Annotated in this window: 15 protein-coding genes; 7 read left to right on the top strand and 8 right to left on the bottom strand. The window is 71.6% G+C overall.

Features of this window, described 5'->3' with window-relative positions:
• Nucleotides 1–5 precede the first annotated feature (5 nt).
• Together B9O00_RS10840 and B9O00_RS10835 are read left to right on the top strand one after the other, a co-directional pair.
• On the top strand, nt 6–878 hold the full coding sequence (locus B9O00_RS10840) for an N-formylglutamate amidohydrolase (RefSeq protein WP_085122677.1): 873 nt from the start codon (nt 6–8) through the stop codon (nt 876–878).
• Between the two features lie 220 nt (nt 879–1,098).
• Nucleotides 1,099–2,196: a porin gene (locus B9O00_RS10835; protein WP_085122676.1), complete on the top strand. Its 1,098-nt coding sequence runs from the start codon at nt 1,099–1,101 to the stop codon at nt 2,194–2,196.
• A 33-nt stretch (nt 2,197–2,229) separates the two neighbouring features.
• On the opposite strand, the gene B9O00_RS10830 is transcribed toward B9O00_RS10835, so the two are convergent.
• The 3 genes from B9O00_RS10830 to B9O00_RS10820 form a co-directional block, all read right to left on the bottom strand.
• Entirely contained in the window at nt 2,230–4,893 is a 2,664-nt protein-coding gene (locus B9O00_RS10830) for a PAS-domain containing protein (protein WP_085122675.1), read from the bottom strand.
• 16 nt (nt 4,894–4,909) lie between these two features.
• Nucleotides 4,910–5,395 carry a putative pterin-binding protein gene (locus B9O00_RS10825; RefSeq protein ID WP_085122674.1) on the bottom strand — a complete coding sequence of 162 codons (486 nt, stop codon included), beginning with the start codon at nt 5,393–5,395 and terminating at the stop codon, nt 4,910–4,912.
• Nucleotides 5,396–5,483: 88 nt separating this feature from the next.
• On the bottom strand, nt 5,484–6,143 hold the full coding sequence (locus tag B9O00_RS10820) for a LuxR C-terminal-related transcriptional regulator (protein WP_159460181.1): 660 nt from the start codon (nt 6,141–6,143) through the stop codon (nt 5,484–5,486).
• Between the two features lie 172 nt (nt 6,144–6,315).
• On the opposite strand from B9O00_RS10820, the gene B9O00_RS10815 reads away from it, so the two are divergent.
• Together B9O00_RS10815 and B9O00_RS10810 are read left to right on the top strand one after the other, a co-directional pair.
• Nucleotides 6,316–6,777, top strand: coding sequence for a response regulator transcription factor (locus B9O00_RS10815; RefSeq protein WP_085122672.1), 462 nt, complete (start codon nt 6,316–6,318; stop codon nt 6,775–6,777).
• A gap of 68 nt (nt 6,778–6,845) precedes the next feature.
• Nucleotides 6,846–7,229, top strand: a complete 384-nt coding sequence (locus tag B9O00_RS10810) for a response regulator (protein WP_159460180.1) — start codon at nt 6,846–6,848, stop codon at nt 7,227–7,229.
• Between the two features lie 20 nt (nt 7,230–7,249).
• On the opposite strand, the gene B9O00_RS10805 is transcribed toward B9O00_RS10810, so the two are convergent.
• From B9O00_RS10805 to B9O00_RS10795, 3 genes are read right to left on the bottom strand one after another with little or no spacing between them, the layout of a single operon-like run.
• Nucleotides 7,250–7,891, bottom strand: a complete 642-nt coding sequence (locus tag B9O00_RS10805) for a hypothetical protein (RefSeq protein ID WP_200808466.1) — start codon at nt 7,889–7,891, stop codon at nt 7,250–7,252.
• Between the two features lie 3 nt (nt 7,892–7,894).
• Nucleotides 7,895–10,150, bottom strand: coding sequence for a xanthine dehydrogenase family protein molybdopterin-binding subunit (locus B9O00_RS10800; RefSeq protein ID WP_085122670.1), 2,256 nt, complete (start codon nt 10,148–10,150; stop codon nt 7,895–7,897).
• 2 nt (nt 10,151–10,152) lie between these two features.
• Nucleotides 10,153–10,614, bottom strand: coding sequence for a (2Fe-2S)-binding protein (locus B9O00_RS10795; protein WP_085122669.1), 462 nt, complete (start codon nt 10,612–10,614; stop codon nt 10,153–10,155).
• A gap of 342 nt (nt 10,615–10,956) precedes the next feature.
• Between B9O00_RS10795 and B9O00_RS10790 the strand changes: the two genes are divergently transcribed.
• On the top strand, nt 10,957–11,454 hold the full coding sequence (locus tag B9O00_RS10790) for a nucleoside deaminase (RefSeq protein WP_085122668.1): 498 nt from the start codon (nt 10,957–10,959) through the stop codon (nt 11,452–11,454).
• 3 nt (nt 11,455–11,457) lie between these two features.
• Here B9O00_RS10790 and B9O00_RS10785 read toward each other — a convergent pair whose 3' ends face one another.
• Entirely contained in the window at nt 11,458–11,790 is a 333-nt protein-coding gene (locus tag B9O00_RS10785) for an NIPSNAP family protein (RefSeq protein ID WP_085122667.1), read from the bottom strand.
• A gap of 39 nt (nt 11,791–11,829) precedes the next feature.
• Nucleotides 11,830–12,612, bottom strand: coding sequence for an SDR family NAD(P)-dependent oxidoreductase (locus B9O00_RS10780; protein ID WP_085122666.1), 783 nt, complete (start codon nt 12,610–12,612; stop codon nt 11,830–11,832).
• 143 nt (nt 12,613–12,755) lie between these two features.
• Between B9O00_RS10780 and B9O00_RS10775 the strand changes: the two genes are divergently transcribed.
• Together B9O00_RS10775 and glpD are read left to right on the top strand one after the other, a co-directional pair.
• Complete coding sequence (locus B9O00_RS10775; RefSeq protein WP_085122665.1) at nt 12,756–13,529, top strand: DeoR/GlpR family DNA-binding transcription regulator; 774 nt, start codon at nt 12,756–12,758, stop codon at nt 13,527–13,529.
• A 144-nt stretch (nt 13,530–13,673) separates the two neighbouring features.
• Nucleotides 13,674–15,206, top strand: coding sequence for a glycerol-3-phosphate dehydrogenase (gene glpD / locus B9O00_RS10770; protein WP_085122664.1), 1,533 nt, complete (start codon nt 13,674–13,676; stop codon nt 15,204–15,206).
• Nucleotide 15,207: the final 1 nt, after the last annotated feature.

Below are 15,207 nucleotides of genomic sequence, written 5' to 3'. Positions count from 1 at the left end.
ACACCATGAGCCGAGCCGCCGCCCATCCCGCCGCCCATCCCGCCTACGACCTCCACCAGCCGGACGAGGCGGGGCCGCTGGTCCTCGACAGCCCGCACAGCGGCAGCTGGTTTCCCGAGGACATGGGCTCCCTGCTGTCGACGGAGACCCTGCTGCGCGGCCGCGACGCCTACATCGACGAGCTCTACGGCGCGGCGCCCGAGCAGGGCGCGCCGCTGCTCGCCGCGCGCTTCAGCCGGGTCTACATCGACCCGAACCGGGCGCCCGAGGATCTCGACCCAGCGATGGTCGAGGGGACCTGGCCGCATCCGACCCAGGCCGGCCCCAAGACCGGGCGCGGCGTCGGCCTGATCTGGAGCCGCATCGAAGGCCGGCAGGCGATCTACGACCGCAAGCTGACCGTCGCCGAGGTCGAGGCGCGCATCGAGAGCTGCTGGCGGCCCTACCACACGGCCCTGAAGGGCCTGCTCGACGACGCGCACCGCCGCCACGGGGCGGTCTGGCACATCGACTGCCACTCGATGCCCTCCCAGGGCGACCCGACGACCGAGGACGGGCCGGTCGCGCGGCCCGAGATCATCCTCGGCGACCGCGACGGCACGACCTGCGATCCGGCACTGACCCGGCGGGTCGCGGAGATCTTCGAGGCACTCGGCTACGAGGTGGTGCTGAACTGGCCCTACAAGGGCGTCGAGCTGGTGCGCCGCTATTCGGCACCGGCCGAGGGCCGCCATTCGCTGCAGATCGAGATCAACCGCGCGCTCTACTGCGACGAGGCCAGCTTCGAGCGCAGCCCCGGCTTTGCCAAGGTCCGGGCGGACTGCACGACGCTGATCGCCGAGCTCGGCGACTTTGCCCGGCGGCGCGCCGCCGCCTGAGGTCGAAGGTCCCGCGGCAGCGGCCCCGGCTCCCGCGTCGGCCTCCTGTCGCGCCGGCCGGCAGCTGACGGGCGGCCGCTCACGCAGGCGTGGCCGGAATTGAACCGCCGGATCGTCCGGCTCGATTGCATCCGCGGCGCCGCTGCACGATCTTCCGCGACAATGAGTCGCGGCGGGCGCCGCTGAGGGGGCGCCCCGCCGGTGAAGCGGGGGGACTGCAGTGCGCAAGCATATCTGGGCGGCTGGCTCCGGCCTGGCGGCAGGGGTGCTCTCGGCGGTGTCGCCGGCCGAGGCGCAGGTCGAGATCGGCCTCGCGGGCTACATGGAGCAGTGGCTCGGCTACGGCCACAGCGATCAGCACCACTATTCGGGCGCCGACGTGAAGAGCGACCTGCGGCTCGAGCTCGAGGGGGAGACGACGCTCGACAACGGCCTGCAGTTCGGCGTCAGCGTCAGGGTCGACTGGGGCAGCGATCCCGACTTCGAGCAGTTCATCGAGGCGTTCCTTCATACGGAGGGCGCGTTCGGCCGGGTCGAAATCGGCGACCGCGACAGCGCGGCGGCCCTGATGCACTACGCGGCGCCGGACGTCGGCATCGGGCTCAACGACGGCGACGTCTCCGACTGGGTCCACAATCCGACGGCGAGCGACGCCGATTCCGCCTTCGAATCGACCTACCTCTACCTGGGCGAGGACAAGGCGACGAAGGTCACCTACTTCACCCCGCGCATCGCCGGCTTCCAGTTCGGCGCGTCCTATATCCCCGAGTTCGAGCAGATGAACAACGAGCAGCCGGGGGACGGCCGCTATCACGACGGCGTCGCACTGGGCGGCAACTTCGTGGACCGGCTGGACCTCGGGGGCGATCGCGGGCCCGTGGCGGTCGCGGCCTCCGCCACCTTCCTGCGCGCGACGGCGCCCGACAGCGTGGCCGGCGTCGACGACGCGCTGGGCTACGCCTTCGGCCTCAACCTCGGCTACGCCGGCTTCACCCTCGGCGGCTCCTACGCGCACACCGCGGGCAGCGCCGCCGGCGGCACGGATCCCGCGATCTCGCTGGACGGCCACGGCTACGACGTCGGCCTGGCCTATCAGACCGGCCCCTGGGCGTTCAGCCTCAGCCACTACCACGGCCAGGCCAAGGGGGATGTCGCCCTGTCCGGCAACGACCTCAGCGACGTCTTCATGCTCTCGACGGCCTACGCGCTCGGCCCGGGTGTCTCCCTCAAGAGTTCGGCCTACCGCGTCGACTACGACGGCGGCGCCTCGGACAACAGTGGCTACGCCCTGGTCGGCGGCATCGTGGTGGACTTCTGAAGGCAGGCGCCGGGCCGGGCGGCCTGCCGCCGCTCAGGAGACCTTGGCCGGTCCCTCGATCGCCTGTTCCAGGGCGTCCAGCAGGGTCCGGCGGTCGCAGGGCTTGGACAGCAGGCGGGTGACGCCGGCGGCCGCCAGCGTCGCCTCGTCCAGGTCGGCGGCGTAGCCGGTGCACAGCAGGATCGGCGTGCCCGGTCGCTCCTCGCTGATGATGTGGGCGAGGTCGAGGCCGTCGCTGCCGGGCATGGCGCGGTCGGTCACCACCGCCGAGAAGCCGCCGGGATCGGCCGCGAAGATCTCGACGGCCTGCTCGGCGCTGGTCGCGGTCACGGTCTGGTAGCCGGCCAAGGCCAGCTTGGCGACCGTCAGCTCGAGCACGTCCGGCTCGTCGTCGACGACCAGGATGCGGCCCACGGCGGCGACCGTGGCCGGGCGCGCATCGGGCTGTTCGCCGACGGCGTCGGCCGAGCGCTTGAGCTGCGGGAAGAGGATCGAGACGCCGGTGCCTTCATAGGGCTTGCTGACGACGTGGATGGCGCCGCCGTAGCGCGTCACCAGGCTCTTGACCGTGGCGAGGCCCAGGCCGGTGCCGCGCCCGGCCTCCTTGGTCGTGAAGAAGGCCTGGAAGGCCTTGCGCAGCGTCTCCAACTCCATGCCGGAGCCGTTGTCGGTGACCCGCAGGCGCAGGTGCGGCCCGGGATGCAGCAGGCCGAGCCAGAGCCGGTTGTAGCCGCCTTTCTCCTCGACCCGGACCAGTTCGCGCCCTTCGCCCTCGGTCACCAGGCTGCGCAGGGTGCCGGCGCAGCCGCCGTCGATCTCGACCGAATCGAGCTCGATGCGGATGTAGCCGTGGCCCTTGGGCAGGGCGTCGCGGGCGTTGATGCAGAGGTTCATCAGGATCTGCTCGAGCTGCACGGGATCGGCCATGACCACGGCCGGATCGGCACGCATCTCGAGCAGCAGCTCGGTCGGATGGGTGATCGTCGCGCGCAGCAGCTGCACGGTCTCGGGCAGGGCCTCGCGCAGGTCGACGGCGCGCGTGCGCGGCGCGTCGCCGCGTCGGCTGAAGGCGAGGATCTGCTCGACCAGGCCCTTGCCGCGGTTGCCGGCGCGCAGGATGCGCTCGGCCATGTCGCGGTTCGGTCCCTCCAGCGCCTCGACCAGCAGCTCGCTGAAGCCGGTGACCACGGCCAGCAGGTTGTTGAAGTCGTGGGCGATGCCGCCGGCCAGCTGGCCGACCGCCGCCATCTTCTCGGCGCGGTGGAAGCGCTCGGTCAGCTCGGCGCGCTCCTCCTCGGCCTGCACCTTGTCGTCGGCGTTGACCACCAGGCCGACCCACGAGCCGATCGAGCCGTCCCGCGCCCGGATCGGCACGATGGTCATGTCGTTCCAGAAGCTGCTGCCATCCTTGCGGTGGTTGAGCAGGCGGACGCGGACGCCTTCGCCGGCGCTGACCGCCTTCGCCATCACGGCGATCTGGCGGCGGTCGCTCTCGGGCGTCTGCAGGAAGCGCGGATCGCGGCCCAGCACCTCCTCCTCGCCATAGCCGGTCAGGCGCGTGAAGGCGCGGTTGACCCGCCGGATCGGGGTCGAGCCCGGTCCGGGATCGCAGATCACCACGCCGACGTCCGAGGCCTCGATCGCCGCGGCCAGCTCGTCGGCCGTCTGCTCCAGGCGCAGCAGCCGCTCGGCGTTCTTCTTGACTTCGGTGATGTCGGTGTGGACGGCGACCAGGCCGCCGTCGCTGGTGCGCCGTTCGCTGACCAGGATGCTCCGTCCGTCCGACAGCCGCTGTTCCCAGGGGGCGCCGGGGCTGCGCAGGCGGGCCGCCCGCTTGGCCGCCCATTCGCGCGGGTTGCGCGAGGCGACCTGGCTGCCGTGTGCGGCGGTCTCGATGACCTGCTGGAACGGCGTGCCGGGCTCGAGCAGCTGGCTGATCACCGGATAGAGCTCGCGGTAGCGCCGGTTGGCGATCAGCACGCGGTCCTTGGCGTCGAGCAGCAGGATGCCCTCGCTGGCGCCGTCGATCGCGCTGGCCAGGCGCTCGCGCGCCTTCTGGGCGTCGGCCTCCGCCCGCTTGGCGCCGAAGTAGAGCCGGCGGGTGCTGCGGTCCTGGCGCAGCACGACCAGGATCAGGGCCGCGCCGGCGGCCAGCAGCACGCCGAACACCGCCAGGGTCTCGAGCAGGCTGTCGTGCAGCCGTTCGCGGTTGTAGACGTAGTTGTCCTGGATCAGCGTGCGCCGGACGATGTCGCGCAGCGGCTCGGAGAAACCGTCGAGCAGCGCCTCGGCCTTCAGGATCGGCTCGACGGCCGGCGGCTCGGTCGACTTCAGCAGCTTGTCCAGCCGCGGCATCGCCGCGGCGATCGGGCCGACCTTCTCGACGACCCCCTCGAGCTTGCGCAGGCCTTCGCCCTCTTCCGAGTCCAGGATGACCGGCAGGCGGCTCCAGAACAGGTCGTTGCGCAGCATGACTTCGTCGAGCTTCTCGGGCGTCGGCTCCGCCCGGTACTCGGCCAGCGCGCGCTGCAGGCGCAGCAGCTCGCTGTCGGCCTGGACCGCGACCCAGGTGCCGCGCCGGTAGGTCTGCAGCGCCAGCTCGCGCTCGTTGAACAGTCGGATCGCCATGAGGATCGCGGTGGACGCGAAGACCGCGACCAGCGCGAGCAGGATCGGACGGGCGAGCCGGTGGCGCATGGCCTGCGGCCGGGTCCTATTGCAGGGTCAGGCGGAGCAGCTGCCAGACCATCTTCGCTTCCGTGTCGGAGCTGCGCAGTTCGGCATGGGCCGAGAGCGGGTAGATGATCCAGAGCGGCCCCTTTTCGCGCACCGACATGGCCTTGCCGTTCAGCTGGTCGGCGATCAGCACGTCGTATCCCTCGATGTCGCTGGCCGGAATGGTCGCCTCGTAGTCGTTGAGCGCGCGGGCGGCGACGGCCGAGACCGGCAGCTTCAGGGCGGCCAGCAGGTCGCGGAGCAGCACGCCCGAAAAGCGGCTGTCGCCCTCGGTCCAGGGGGTCTCCGTGACGATCGTGGTCCGGGGCAGAGCCGCGAACTGCGCCTTGTCCAGGCTGACGGTGGTGCCGTCCTTGGCGACGACCTCGAGGTAGGGGGCGGCGCGGGCGGCCAGGGGCTGGCCGAGGCCGAGCAGCAGGCTGAGGCCCAGGACCGCGAGGCTGCGCAGGATGCTCTTCGTCATCGGGCTGTCTCCGGTGAATCGAATACGGGTCGCCCAGTTGCCCCAGCGGCGGCGCGGCCACAAGCTGGCCGTGCGGGCAGGTCGCACCCTATCCTTTCGGATAGGTCGTCCGGCTCGGCACGAAGCCGGCGGCCATCGCCTCGGCGACCAGCTGGGTGCGGTTGGCCGCGGAGAACTTCCGGAACAGGCCGCGCAGATGCAGCTTCACGGTCGGCTCGGAGATCTCCAGCCGGTACGCGATCAGCTTGTTCGGCGTGCCTTCCAGGATCAGGTCCAGCACCTCGCGCTCGCGCGGCGTCAGCGCCGGGCCGCCGGCGGTCGGCTCCGGCTCGGCGGGCTGGGTCAGCATCTCGATGGGCAGGTAGCTGCCCCCGCCCGCCATCAGGCGGATCGCGTCGACCATCGCCTGGCCGGTCAGGGTCTTCGGCAGGAAGCCGATGGCGCCGGCGCCGAGGCAGGCGCGCACCGCCCGATGGTCCCCGGTGCCCGAGATGATCGCGAAGCGGGTCTCCGGAAAGTCCCGGCGCAGTTCGGCGACCTGCTCGGCGCCGCCCATGCCCGGCATGTTCAGGTCGAGCAGCGCCAGGGTGCAGTCCGCGGCCTCCGAGAGCGCCGTTCGCGCCGCCGGCAGGCTGGCCACCGAGACGACCTCGGCCTCGGGCAGGGCCCGGCGGATATAGACCTCGAGCAGGTCGCCGACGAGCGGGTGGTCGTCGGCGATCAGGATCCGCAGGCTGCTCCGCTCCACCACTGCCAGTCCAATCCGGTCCCGTGACCTATCCAAACGGTCAGGCATCGATCCGATCCGATTATCACCCTTTCGACAGCTATGGCGAGAGCCGAAGCCCCGATAGCGTCGCGGTACTGCCACGGACGCACCACGCGTCGCGCCGAAGGCCAAGAGTCGGGAGCAAGCCTTAATGACCGGTTATCCTTACCAGAGAAGTGCCTCGGACGGCCTTGCCGGCGCGCCCTGCAGGCCGACCGTCCTGGTCATCGACGACGATCCGGACATGCGCGCGTTGATTGCTGCGACGCTGGAGAGCGCCGGCTACCAGGTGCTGACCAGCGAGAACGGCCGCGAGGCGGTCGCGACCCTGATCGAGACGCCGGTCGACCTGGTGATCACCGACCTCTTCATGCCGGAGTTCGACGGCCTCGAGGTCATCCGGGCGATCCGCGACTGCGCCGACCACCTGCCGATCCTGGCGATCTCCGGCAGCAGCGCCTACGTCACGATGGACTACCTGCCGATCGCCCACCTGCTCGGCGCCGACGCCGTGCTGCCGAAGCCCTTCCCGATCAAGGTGCTGGAACAGCAGGTCCGGGACCTGCTGCCGGGCTGCTGCGAGGCCGCGCCGCGCAGCGCCAACGACAACTGAGCGGCCGGATGCGGGGGAGCGACGGGATGTCGGACTGTCGAGAGAGCGAGCGACCTGCGTCGGAACCGGTGGCCGCGTCGCGCCATGCGACCATTCTGCTGATCGACGACGAGGAGGATGCCCGGGACCTGCTGTCCGCCTGCCTGCGTGCTTCCGGCTATCGCGTCCTGACCGCGCCGGACGGGTGGGGGGCGATCGAGCGGCTCGCCGAGACGCCGGTCGACCTGGTCGTCACCGACGTCTTCATGCCGAGGGGCGACGGCCTCGAGCTCATCCGGGCGATCCGCAACTGGACGCGCCGGTTGCCGATCCTGGCGATCTCCGGCGGCGACGGCGGCGGTGCCGACATGCTGCCGGTCGCCCGGCTGCTCGGCGCCGACGCCGCACTATCCAAGCCCTTCCCGCTGCAGGACTTCCGCAGCCAGGTTGCCGATCTGCTGCCGGCCGGCTGAACCGGCCGGCGCCGCGCGCCTCACCCGGCGGGACAGGCCGCGCCGCTGTCGATCCAGGCCTTGACCAGCTCGCCGAACTGCTTCTGGGTTCCGGGCACCGGCGTGCGGCCCGGGCCCGGGTGCCAGCCCCAGCCGACCAGGCCGTCGTTGGCCATGTGGTCCTGGATCTCGGCCAGCGAGCGGTTGCCGTTGCGGGCCGGGTCCTTGAGCTGGGTGCAGATCTCGCCCAGGCTCTTGCCCTCCCAGGCCATCGTCTTCGGCGCCAGCATCCAGGGCTCGTGGCCCGGAATGCTGCCCGGCTTGGCGAGGAACGCGACGTTCTGCGTGCCGTGGCAGGTGTTGCAGTGCATGCCGGCGACGCCGAAGTCGGCCTCGCCGCGCTGCACCGGCGGCTGGTGCAGGTGTCCGTCGTCGCCCTGCAGCGGGCTGTCGCCGCGCGGATGGCAGTTCACGCAGCGGGGATGGGTGACCACCTTGCCGATCTCCTGGAACAGGGCGAGGCTGCGCTGCCGCTGGTCGGCGATACCGGCGAAGTCCTCGACGCTCTTCAGGCTCTGCGGCAGGGCCGTGGCGTGCGGCTTCGCCTGCTGCGCCGGTGCCGGCAGGATCAGGCCGGCGGCGAGCGTGATCGCGCTCGCCGTCAGGAACACGTACTTCAGCAAGACTCAGCCTCCCATCATGCGGCCGGAGAGGAAGGGCAGCCGGCGCAGCGACTGCCCGGTCAGCCGGCGCCAGGCGTTGGCGACGGCCGGGCCGATCGGCGGCACGCCCGGCTCGCCGACGCCGGTCGGCGCCTCGCGGGACTCGACGATGGCGACCTCGACCGCGGGCATCTCGTGGATGCGCAGCGAGCGGTAGTCGTCGAAGTTCGACTGCGTGATGCGGCCCTGATCGCCGAGCGTGATCTCGTCGAACAGCACGGCCCCCAGGCCGTAGCCGATGCCGCCCTCCATCTGCGCCCGGATGATGTTCGGGTTGACTGCGACGCCGCAGTCGACCGCGCACCAGACCCGGTGGACGCGCGGGCCGTCGGGGCCTTCCGAGACTTCGGCGATCTGCGCGACGTAGGTGTTGAAGGACTTGTGCAGCCCGACGCCCCAGGCGCGTCCCTCGGGGACCGCGCCGCCCCAGCCCGCCAGCTCGGCGACCCGCTGTAGCACGCCGCGATAGCGCGCCTTGTCGCTGCCGAGCAGGGCGAGCCGCCCCTCGACCGGATCCTTGCCGGCCTTCTCCAGCAGCTCGTCCAGGAAGGTCTCGGTGGCGTAGCCGGTGTGGGTGTGGCCGACCGAGCGCCACCAGAGCGGCGGCACGCCGGTCTTCATGGTGTGCAGGCTGACGCGCAGGTTCGGGATGTCGTAGGGCAGGTCCTCGGCCCCCTCGACCGTCGTCGGGTCGATGCCGTCCTTGATCATGCCCTCGAAGGGCGAACCGGCGACCAGCGACTGGGTCGCGATGGTCTGGTCCCAGGCGACGATCCTGCCCGTCTCGTCGAGCGCGCCCCGCAGCCGGTGCACGGTCAGCGGCCGGTAGCGGCCGCCGCGGATGTCGTCCTCGCGGCTCCAGACCAGCTTGACCGCGCCGTCGCGGCCGAGCGCCTTCATGACCGCCGCGGCCTCGGCCGCGAAGTCCGAGTCCGGCTGCGCGCGCCGGCCGAAGCTGCCGCCGGCGAGCAGGGTGTTGAGCGTCACCTTCTCCTTCGGCAGGCCGAGTACGCCGGCGATGGTGCCCCTGTCGACGGTCTGCAGCTGGCTGCCCATCCAGACCTCGACGGCGCCGTCCTTCATCTCCAGCACGGCGTCGAGCGGCTCCATCGGGGCATGGGCCAGGAAGGGGAACTCGTAGACCGCTTCCAGGCTGGTGGCGCCGGACGCCAGGACCTCCGTCGTCTTGCCGCGGTCGGTGGCGAGCGTGCCGGTCTGCATGACCTGCTCGCGGTAGGTCGCGAACAGCGTCTCCGAGGAGCGGGTCTCGGCCTCGGCGAAGTCCCACTCGACCGCCAGGGCGGCGCGGCCCTTGAGCGCGGCGTAGGTGTTGCGGGCGTAGACCGCGACACCCTGCGGGATGCCGCGGACCGCCTCGACGCCCTTGACCGCGCGCGCCGCCGCCTCGTCGAACCTGGCCGGCCTGGCGCCGAAGCTCGGCGCATGGGCGACCGCGACGGCCAGCATGCCGTCGCGGTAGAGGTCGAGGGTGTAGAGCGCCTTGCCGTCGGTCTTGTCGGCGGTGTCGAGCTTCGGCCGGTCGGTGCCGATCAGCACGAAGTCCTTGGGGTCCTTGAGCGCCGGCTCGGCCGGCGGGGTCATGCCGGCGGCCTTCCTGGCGAGCGCGCCGAAGCCGCTCGACCGGCCGCTGCCGGCATGGCCGACGACGCCCTTCGAGACGGTGATCTCGCCGGCCGGCACGCCCCATTCCTCCGCCGCGGCGGCGACCAGCAGGGCGCGCGCGGCGGCCCCCGCCTTGCGCATCTGCAGGTAGGAATTCGCCATGGCGGTCGAGCCGCCGGTGCCCTGGATGCCGAACAGCGTGTTGGCGTAGAGCTTGACGTCGGCCGGCGCCGCGGTGGCGCGCATCTGCGACCAGTCGGCGTCGAGCTCCTCGGCGACCAGGGTGGTCAGGCCGGTGTAGGGGCCCTGGCCGAACTCGATGTGCTTGACGAGGACGGTCACCGTGTCGTCGGGGGCGATGCGCACGAAGGCGTTGGGGCTGAAGACCTCGGGCCCCTCGGGCGGCCGGCTGAGCACGGCGGCGGCGCCGGAGCCGTTGGCCGCGCGCGCGGCCTCGGGCAGGAAGACGCCGATCACCAGGCCGGCGCCGAGCCCGCCCAGGAAGCCGCGGCGGCTGGTCTTCAGCGCCGGCGCCTTATGGCCGGGAGAGAAGTGGGCGAAGGCATGGTCTGCCCGGATCGTCTGCCGGTCGGTCATGCTCAGCCCTCCAGCTTGCCGGCGGCGTCGTGGATCGCCTGCCGGATGCGGACGTAGGTGGCGCAGCGGCAGATGTTGCCCGCCATGGCGCCGTCGATGTCGTCGTCGCTCGGCTTCGGCACCTCCTGCAGCAGGGCCACGGCCGACATGACCTGGCCCGACTGGCAGTAGCCGCACTGCGGCACGTCGAGTGCCCGCCAGGCGTCCTGCACGACCTCGGCCTCCTTGCCGGACAGGCCCTCGATGGTCGTCACCGCGCTGCCGGCGACGGTCTCGATCGGCGTGATGCAGGAGCGGCGCGGCTGGCCGTCCAGGTGCACGGTGCAGGCGCCGCACTGGGCGATGCCGCAGCCGAACTTGGTACCGGTCAGGCGCAGCTCGTCGCGCAGCACCCAGAGCAGCGGCGTGTCGGGCTCCGCGTCGACGCTGACGGGCCGCCCGTTGACGGTGAAGTCGATGGTCATGCTTCCCTCTCCCTAGCGCGAGCGGTCGGGGAAGGGGGCGCAGCCCCGCCTTCGTTCCCGCCACCGGCGACGCCTCTCCGCGCCGACCCGTGGCGTAGCTCCGGCTGCTCATGCCGTGCCGTCCGACCGCTCTGAGGCACCGATTTAGGGCCGGGACCGGGATGCGACAGGGGCCGGCGGGCCGGTTTCGCGACATTTCACCGCCCTGTCGCATTTCTGCATCTGCCGACTGTAGTTTCGGGCAAAGCGCCGCGAGGATCGGGCAAAGCGGCCGCGGGAGGCGTGGCGCGCGGCGCCGGCTTGGGCCATCCTGGCGGCCCACGGCAGGGCAGGGAGGGCCGGATGGACGACGAGCGCAGGACGGTCGAGGGCAGCACGGTCACCGAGGCGGACCGCCGCTTCATGGCCGAGGCCTTCGAGGAGGCGCGCAAGGGGCTGGCCGAGGGCGGCATCCCGATCGGCGCGGTGCTGGTGCGCGACGGGGCGGTCGTCGCGCGCGGCCACAACCGGCGGGTCCAGCTGGGCGACCTGACGGCGCACGGCGAAGTCGACTGCCTGCGTGCCGCCGGGCCGGTCAGCGTGCGCGGCGCGACGCTCTACACGACGCTCAGCCCCTGCTGGATGTGCAGCGGCACGGTCCTGCAGTTCGGCATCGGCCGGGTCGTGATCGGCGACAACGTCAACTTCAAGGGCCGCCTGCCGAGCGGCCTGGAGGCCGAGGCCGAGCTCGCCGCCAGCGGGGTCGCCGTCGCGGTGATCAACGATCCCGACTGGATCGCGCTGTTCCGCGACTGGACCGCGGCGCACCCCGAGCTCTGGGGCGCCGACATCGGCAGCTGACGGCTAGCCGCCGAGCGTCGGGCCGTAGCCGGCCGGCCTCAGGCGCCGGTCCTCGATCGAGCCGACCATGAAGCCGTGCTCGGCATGGGTCTCGTCCTTGATCCGACGCCACTCCTCGTCGGCCATGAAGGCGCTCCAGCCCGACTCCAGCGCGGTCTCGTCGGGCCAGGCCAGCAGGTAGACGAACTCCAGCCGCTGCTCCGTCCGGCATTCCCACATGGCCAGGATCCGGAAGCCGTAGTGCGCCATGATGCGCGCGGCATGGTCGCGGAAGCGGGCGTGGAAGGCCTCGCGGTTGTGCTCGAAGATCTCGTAGATGCGCAGCTGGTGGATCATTCGGTTCCTCCGACGGTCTCGGCTCTCCGGCGTGCCCGGTCAGGCCATCAGCTGGCCGCCGTTGACCTCGACGACCTGCCCGGTGACATAGCCCGAGAGCTCGGGCGCGGCCAGGAACAGGTAGGCGCCGGCGCAGTCCTCGGGGGTGCCGAGGCGCTTCAGCGGGATCGACTGGGCGGTTGCCGCCAGCTTCTCCGGCGTCGAGTAGCGGCGGTGGAAGTCGGTCATGATGGTGCCCGGCGAGACCGCGTTGACCCGGATGCCGTCGGGCGCCAGCTCGCGCGCCAGGGAGCGGGTGTGGGTCGCGACGAAGGCCTTGGCCGCGCTGTAGAGCGAGGAGCCGGGGCTGCCGCCGGTGCGCGCCGAGATCGAGACGGTGTTGACGATCGCGGCCGCCGGCGACTCGCGCAGCAGCGGCAGGGCGCCGGCCGAGAGCAGCACGACCGAGCGGGCGTTGAGGTCGAGGACCCGGGCGTAGTGCGCGGCGTCGACCGCCTCCGCCGGCACGCGGCCGAGCATCGTGCCGGCGTTGTTCACCAGGACGTCGAGGCCGCCGAGCGTCTCGCGCAGGGTCGCGAGCAGCGTCCCGGCGCCCTCCGCGGCGGCGAGGTCGCAGGCGGTCAGCGAGAGGCGCTGCCGCGTCTCGGGCGCGAGCCCGGGGAAGGCCTCCTCCAGGCCGCGCGGCTGCAGCCCGGTGTGGGCCAGGACGCGGGCGCCGGTCGCCAGGAAGGCCTCGGCGACGGCCTTGCCGATGCCGCGGCCGGCGCCGGTGACCAGCACGCGCCGGCCGGCGAAGAGATCGCTGCGGAAGGGGGATCGCATGGTGCTTCCTCCGGCTCGCGGCGCCTCCTGCGGCGGTCCGCGCATCTGGTTTTTCAGGCGGGCAGGGCCCTATAGTCGGGAGCGAAAGACAAACGAAAAGAGCTCGGGATGCAACGCCGCGTTCCCGAGAGGGAAGGCTCTCGATGCTGCCGGAACGTCAGAACCAGATCCTCGAGATCGCCAAGGAGTCGGGCCGGGTCAACGTCGAGAGCCTGGCCAGCCTGTTCGGCGTCACGCCCCAGACGATCCGCAAGGACCTCAACGACCTCTGCGACCGCGGCCTGCTCGACCGCGTCCATGGCGGCGCGATCATCGGCTCGACGGTCGAGAACGTCGGCTACGAGGCGCGCCGCCTGATCGCGCGCGACGCCAAGCGCTCGATCGGCCTGGCCGCCGCCGCGCTGATCCCGAACAACGCCTCGCTGCTGATCAACATCGGCACCACGACCGAGGAGGTCGCCAAGGCCCTGCGCCACCACCAGGGCGTCCTGGCGATCACCAACAACATCAACGCCGCCAACATCCTGCGCGCCTGGCCGGGCATCGAGGTGATCATCGCCTCCGGCGTGGTGCGCCGCTCGGACGGCGGCATCATCGGCGAGGCGGCGGTCGAGTTCATCCGCCGCTTCAAGGTCGACTACGCCGTCATCGGCGCCTCGGCGATCGACGCCGACGGCTCGCTGATGGACTACGACTACCGCGAGGTCAGCGTCGCGCGCACGATCATGGAGAACGCGCGCAAGGTCATCCTGGTCGCCGACGCGACCAAGTTCGAGCGTGCCGCGCCGGTGCGCATCGCGCACGTCTCGGCGGTCGACGTCTTCGTCACCGACCGCCTGCCGGCCGGGCCGATGCGCCAGGTGCTGCAGGACGCCGAGGTGGAGGTGGTAGAAACGCAAGGCCGTTCTGCTACTTAACGCATCTGCGAGATGACCTTCGCAATGCAGCGAATAAATTTTCGCTTCACCCGGTTGATCTTCGAAAAGCGCAAGCGTAGCGTTCACTTCGAGCGCGAAACGAAAACAATGTGACAAGCCGACGCGCTCAGGGAGAGGTCTGCCTTGGAGCGTTTCGACATCGCGGTGATCGGCGGCGGCGTGAACGGCTGCGGCATAGCGCGCGATGCCGCGGGGCGCGGCTGGCGGGTCCTGCTCTGCGAACAGTCCGACCTCGGCAGCGGCACCTCTTCGGCCTCGACCAAGCTGGTCCACGGCGGCCTGCGCTACCTCGAGCACTACGAGTTCCGGCTGGTCCGCGAGGCGCTGATCGAGCGCGAGGTGCTGCTGCGCGCCGCGCCCCACATCATCTGGCCGCTGCGCTTCGTGCTGCCGCACCACAGCGGGCTCAGGCCGGCCTGGCTGCTGCGCCTCGGCCTGTTCCTCTACGACCATCTCGGCGGCCGCAAGCTGCTGCCGGCGACCCGCCAGCTCGATCTCGGCCGGGATCCCGCCGGCGTGCCGCTTTCGGATCGGTTTCGAAGGGCTTTCGAATATTCCGACTGCTGGGTCGAGGATTCGCGGCTGGTCGTGCTGAACGCCATGGATGCGGCCGAGCGCGGCGCCCGGATCCGGGTGCGCACGCGCTGCGTCGAGGCGCGGCGCGCGGATCCCGCCGAGGGCGGCGGCTGGCGGGTCACGCTGGAGGCGGCCGACGGCACGCGCGAGACGATCGCGGCGACGGTCCTGGTCAATGCCGCCGGACCCTGGGTCGAGCAGGTGCTGACCGGGGCGATCGGCGCCAACGCGCCGGCCCGCGTGCGCCTCGTCCAGGGCAGCCACATCGTCGTGCCGCGGCTGTTCGAGCACGACCGCGCCTACATCTTCCAGAACGCCGACGGCCGGATCGTCTTCGCGATCCCCTACGAGCGCGACTTCACCCTGATCGGCACGACCGACCGTGACTGGCAGCAGGACCCCGGCAAGGTCGCGATCAGCGACGAGGAGATCGACTATCTCTGCAAGGCGGTCAGCGAGTACCTCGCGACCCCGGTGACCCGCGACCAGATCGTCTGGACCTATTCGGGCGTTCGGCCGCTCTACGACGACGGTGCCTCCAAGGCGCAGGAGGCGACCCGCGACTACGTCCTGAAGCTCGACGGCGGCGAGGCCGGCCAGGCGGTGCTGCTCAACGTCTTCGGCGGCAAGATCACGACCTACCGCAAGCTCGCCGAGGCGGCGCTCGCGCGCCTGGCGCCGAGCCTGCCGGCCGGCGGCAAGCCCTGGACCCACGCGACGCCCTTGCCCGGCGGCGACTTCCCGGTCTCCGGCTTCGAGGCGCTGGTGGCGCAGGTCGGGCGCGAACACCCGTTTCTGTCGGAAGCGACGGCGCGCCGGCTGTGCCGGGCCTACGGCACGCGGGTCGGCAAGCTGCTCGGCGTGGCGCGCGCTGCCGAGGATCTGGGCCGGAGCTTCGGTGCCGACCTCAGCGAGGCGGAGGTCGACTACCTGATGCGCTTCGAATGGGCGCGGCGCGCCGAGGACGTCGCCTGGCGGCGCTCCAAGCTCGGCTTGCGGCTGACGCGAGAGGAGATGGCGGCGCTCGACGCCTGGATGATCAAGCGCGCCGAGACGCTGGCGGTGCAGGCGGCGGAGTAGG

The organism is Tistlia consotensis USBA 355 (assembly GCF_900177295.1).
GTDB classification, from domain to species: domain Bacteria; phylum Pseudomonadota; class Alphaproteobacteria; order Kiloniellales; family DSM-21159; genus Tistlia; species Tistlia consotensis.
This window is presented reverse-complemented; position numbering and strand designations above follow the sequence as displayed.